This is a genomic window from Inquilinus sp. (assembly GCF_039594555.1).
Taxonomy (GTDB): Bacteria; Pseudomonadota; Alphaproteobacteria; order DSM-16000; family Inquilinaceae; genus Inquilinus.
Window position 1 is genome coordinate 1 of sequence record NZ_JBCNNF010000509.1, and the last position, 4365, is coordinate 4365.

Here is a 4365-nt window from a genome sequence, read left to right on the forward strand (position 1 = left end):
CGCACCCGCCAGAGCGGCAGGCCGGCCGCCTCCGCCAGCCGGGCCGCGGTGTGCGGCACGGCCAACAGGGTCAGGCTGCGCTTCGCCACCTCGGTCAGGGTGCCGTCGGGATTGATGCAGGCCATGGTCTACGCTCGGGCGGGCCGGATCAGCCCTTCACCCCGGTTTGGCAATACCAGAAGTCGGTGTAGTCGTAGCCGCCCTTGGCCCGGGCGTCGGCATCCTCGATCGTGCGCGGCGCCGGCACGATCACCTTGTCGCCCGGGCGCCAGTCGGCCGGGGTGGCGACCTTGTGCTTGTCGGTGGTCTGCAGCGCGTCGATCAGACGCAGGATCTCATCGATGTTCCGGCCGGTGGTCAGGGGATAGTAGATCATCGCCCGCACCACCCCGGTGGGGTCGATGACAAAGACGCAGCGGCTGGTCTCGGTGCCCGACTGCTCCGGCATGATCATGCCGTACAGCGTCGCCACCTTGCGGTCGCCATCGGCGATCACCGGGAACGGGATGCGAGTACCGAACAGCTCCTCGATCCGCTTGGTCCAGGCCAGATGGGCGTAGATGCTGTCGATCGACAGGCCCAGCAGCTCGACCCCACGCTCCTTCAGCGCCGGGGCAATGCGGGCGAAGGCGACGAACTCGGTGGTGCAGACCGGGGTGAAGTCGGCCGGGTGCGAGAACAGCACCACCCAGCTGCCCCGGAAATCCTCGAGCGCCAAGCGCCCATGCGTGGTCTCGGCCTCGAAGGACGGGGCCACCTGCCCGAGGCGGGGCAGGCTGGGCAGGGGGGAGATCTCGGTCATGGCAGCACTCACTGATGACGGCGATAGCGGCAGCGTTGCCGCAGGATAGTCCAGCCGTGGCATCCGGGCCAACCGGCTGGCCCGGGTCCCGGGCGCGGTATAAGCTCGCGCCGACCCCGCATGACCTGCGGATGGGCTGGAGAGACCAGATGAAACGAGGCACCCGCATCGCGGCGGCCGCGGCGCTGCTTCTCACCCTCAGCGTCCCCGCCATGGCCGATATCGACGCGCTGCGCCGGGCGCCGGACCTGATCCAGGCAGTCGACGCCAACGACATAGGCAAGGTCCGGACGCTGCTGCTGAGCGGAACATCCCCGAACGCGACCGATCTCGATGGCCGGACGGCGCTGGTGATCGCCGCCCGGGATGGCCGCGCCCCGTTGGTGCGCGAATTGCTGCGCTTCGGCGCCCAGCCGGACCAGGCCGATTCGATCGGCAACACGCCGTTGTTCTGGGCGGCGGACACCGGCGACGCCGATGTCGTGCGCGCCCTGCTGGACGGCAAGGCCAACCCGAACCGTGCCAATCGCCAGGGGATCACTCCGCTGATGGCGGCGGCCCGCGACGGCAACCTGCCGGCGGTCGAGGCGCTGCTGTCAGGCGGCGCCAATCCTCAGCTGCGCGACTTCACCGGCCGCTCCGCCCTGGGCTGGGCCGAGACCAGCCGGTCGCGCGCGGTCGCGGCCCGGCTGCGCAAGGCCGGCCTGTCGGACTGATTCTTATGGGAGGCGATGGACGGGGCGCGGGTTGCGGTCCGCGCCCCGTCCGGTTAGGAGTCCCGGTCGTCGAGGGGCAGCAATGACGACCGGGACCGAGGCGGGGCCGTGGGGCGGCCCCGTCTCACGGATGCTCCGCCTGGGGGAAGGCGGGCCCCGCTTCCGTGCCCGGCTTCTTGCGATCGGGCCAGGCGATCAGCCGGTAGAACATCGGAATGAAGAAGGTGGCGATGACGGTGGCGGCCAGCATGCCGCCGATCACGCCGGTGCCGATCGAGTGGCGGCTGGCCGAGCCGGCGCCGCTGGCGATGGCCAATGGCAGACAGCCCAGGATGAAGGCTAGCGAGGTCATCACGATCGGCCGGAAGCGCAGCTTCGCCGCCTCCAGCGCCGCGTCGAAGGCGCTCATCCCCTCCTCGCGCTTCAAGACTGCGAACTCGACGATCAGGATCGCGTTCTTGGCGGCGAGGCCGATCAGCGTGACCAGGCCGATCTGGAAATAGACGTCGTTCTGCAGCCCGCGCAGCCACACCGCCACCAGCGCCCCGAACAGGGCGAAGGGCACGGCGGTCAGCACCGCGATCGGCAACGACCAACGCTCGTATTGCGCCGCCAGGATCAGGAACACCATGACCAGGCCGAACAGCAGCGCCTGGTTGCCCGAGCCGCCGGTCGACTGCTCCTGGAAGGCCGAGCCGGTCCAGGCCAGGGCGTAGCCGCTGGGCAGCACCTCCTTGGCCAGCTGCTCCATCGCCGCGATCGACTGGCCGGAGGAATAGCCCGGCGCCGGGCCACCCATGATCTTGGCCGCCGGGAAGATGTTGAAGCGCTCGACCTGGTCGGGGCCGACCACGCGGTGTGCCTTGACCAGCGCGTCGATCGGGATCATCGCCCCGCCATCGGCCCGAACGAAGACCTGCTTCAGATCCTCCGGCCGCTGGCGGAAGCTGCCCTCCGACGCCAGGCTGACGCGGTAGTTGCGGCCATAAAGCGTGAAATCGTTGACGTAGAGGCTGCCGAAGGTGGCCTGCATCGCGTCGAAGATCGAAGAGATCGGCACACCCAGCGCCCGCGCCTTCTCGCGATCGACGTCGAGCTTGTATTGCGGGATGGCGATGTTGAACTGGGACCGCACGCCCGCCAAGTCCGGCCGCTTGGCCGCGGCCTCGACCAGCTTCTGCGTCGCCGCGGCCAGGGCCGGATAGCCGGCGCCGGTGCGGTCCTGGACATAGGCCTCGAAACCGCCGGTGGTGCTCATGCCCATGATCGGCGGCGGGTTGAAGGCCAGCACCATCGCGTCCTTGATGCCGGCATTCATGCCCATGAACGGCCCGGGCAGGTTGCGCGCGTCCAGCGCCGGGTCGGTGCGCTGCGACCAGTCCTTCAGCGGCACGAAGACGACGCCGCCATAGGTCTTCTGCGCCGCCGACAGCAGGTCGAAGCCGGGCACGTCGATGCTTTCGCTGACCGCCGGGTGCTTGAGGATGTTCTGTGTCGCCTCGGACAGCGCCTTCTCGGTCCGCTCCAGCGAAGCGGCCGGCGGCAGGAAGGCGGCGACGATCAGGTAGCCCTGATCCTCGTCCGGCACCAGCGACCCCGGGATCTTCTGGAACAGGAAGCCCGCCACCCCGGCAAAGCCGGCGAACAGCAAGAGGCCGATGGCGAAGCGCTTGAGGAAGAAGCGCACGCCCGCGGTGTAGGCCGAGGTGATGCGGTCGAACACCCGGTTGAACCAGCGGAACGGCCGGGCGGGCTCGTGATGGCCGGGCTTCAGGATCAGGGCGCACAGCGCCGGGGTCAGCGTCAGCGCGACGATGCCGGAGATGGTGACCGACACCGCGATGGTGACCGCGAACTGGCGGTACATCTCGCCGGCCAGCCCGCCCATGAAGGCGACCGGCACGAACACCGCGCACAGCACCAGCACGATGGCGATGACCGGGCCCGACACCTCGTCCATCGCCTTCCGCGCCGCTTCCTTCGGCGGCAGCCTCTCGGTGCGCATGATGCGCTCGACATTCTCGAGCACGACGATCGCGTCGTCGACGACGATGCCGATGGCCAGGATCAGCCCGAACAGCGTCAGCAGATTGATTGAGAAGCCGAGGATGTACATCCCGGCAAAGGTGCCGAGGATCGAGATCGGCACCGCGATCACCGGGATCAGCGTCGCCCGCAGATTCTGCAGGAAGACGAAGACCACCAGCACGACCAGGACCATCGCCTCGATGAAGGTCTTGATCACCTCGTCGATCGAGACCTGGACGAAGCGGGTGGTGTCGTAGGGGATGGCGTAAGTGATGCCGTCGGGGAAGGCCTGCTTCAGCTCCTCCATCCGCGCCTTCACCCCCTCCGCCGTCTCCAGCGCGTTGGCGCCGGGCTGCAGGTAGATGCCGATCGCGGCCGCCGGCTTGCCGTTGTAGTTGGCGGCGGAGTTGTAGGCCTGGGCGCCGAGCTCGACCCGCGCCACGTCCTTCAGCCGCAGCGTCGCCGCGTTGCTGTCGGATTTGAGGATGATGTTCTCGAAGGCCTCGGCGTTCGGCAGGCGGCCGTCCGTGGTCGCCGAATAGGTGAAGGCCAGGCCGCTCGCATCCGGCTCCTCGCCGAAGCGGCCGGCGGCGAACTGGGCGTTCTGCTCGCGGATCGCGGCGGAGACGTCGCTGGGCGTCAGGCTGTACTGCGCCAGCTTGTCCGGCCGCAGCCAGATCCGCATCGAATAGTCCTTGCCGGCGCCGAACAGCGTGGCGTCGCCGACGCCGGGCACCCATATGTAATAGGCGTTGGCCTGTTGTAGCGGTGTTAACACCAGGTCATTGATACACACATGCGGCGGCAGGGAGGTACAGT

General features: G+C 68.6%; 3 protein-coding genes. 1 reads left to right on the forward strand and 2 read right to left on the reverse strand.

Annotated elements, in window-relative coordinates; genetic code table 11:
* Positions 1-148 precede the first annotated feature (148 nt).
* Positions 149-802: a peroxiredoxin gene (locus tag ABDW35_RS32890; protein ID WP_343718067.1), complete on the reverse strand. Its 654-nt coding sequence runs from the start codon at positions 800-802 to the stop codon at positions 149-151.
* A gap of 149 nt (positions 803-951) precedes the next feature.
* Between ABDW35_RS32890 and ABDW35_RS32895 the strand changes: the two genes are divergently transcribed.
* Positions 952-1518, forward strand: coding sequence for an ankyrin repeat domain-containing protein (locus ABDW35_RS32895; protein ID WP_343718068.1), 567 nt, complete (start codon positions 952-954; stop codon positions 1516-1518).
* A 124-nt stretch (positions 1519-1642) separates the two neighbouring features.
* Here ABDW35_RS32895 and ABDW35_RS32900 read toward each other — a convergent pair whose 3' ends face one another.
* On the reverse strand, positions 1643-4324 hold the full coding sequence (locus ABDW35_RS32900) for an efflux RND transporter permease subunit (RefSeq protein ID WP_343718069.1): 2682 nt from the start codon (positions 4322-4324) through the stop codon (positions 1643-1645).
* Positions 4325-4365: the final 41 nt, after the last annotated feature.

Excerpts from the sequence above, each read along its gene's own strand:
- ABDW35_RS32890 (WP_343718067.1), bottom strand. The coding sequence starts at position 802 with ATGACCGAGATCTCCCCCCTGCCCAGCCTGCCCCGCCTCGGGCAGGTG.
- ABDW35_RS32895 (WP_343718068.1), top strand. The coding sequence starts at position 952 with ATGAAACGAGGCACCCGCATCGCGGCGGCCGCGGCGCTGCTTCTCACC.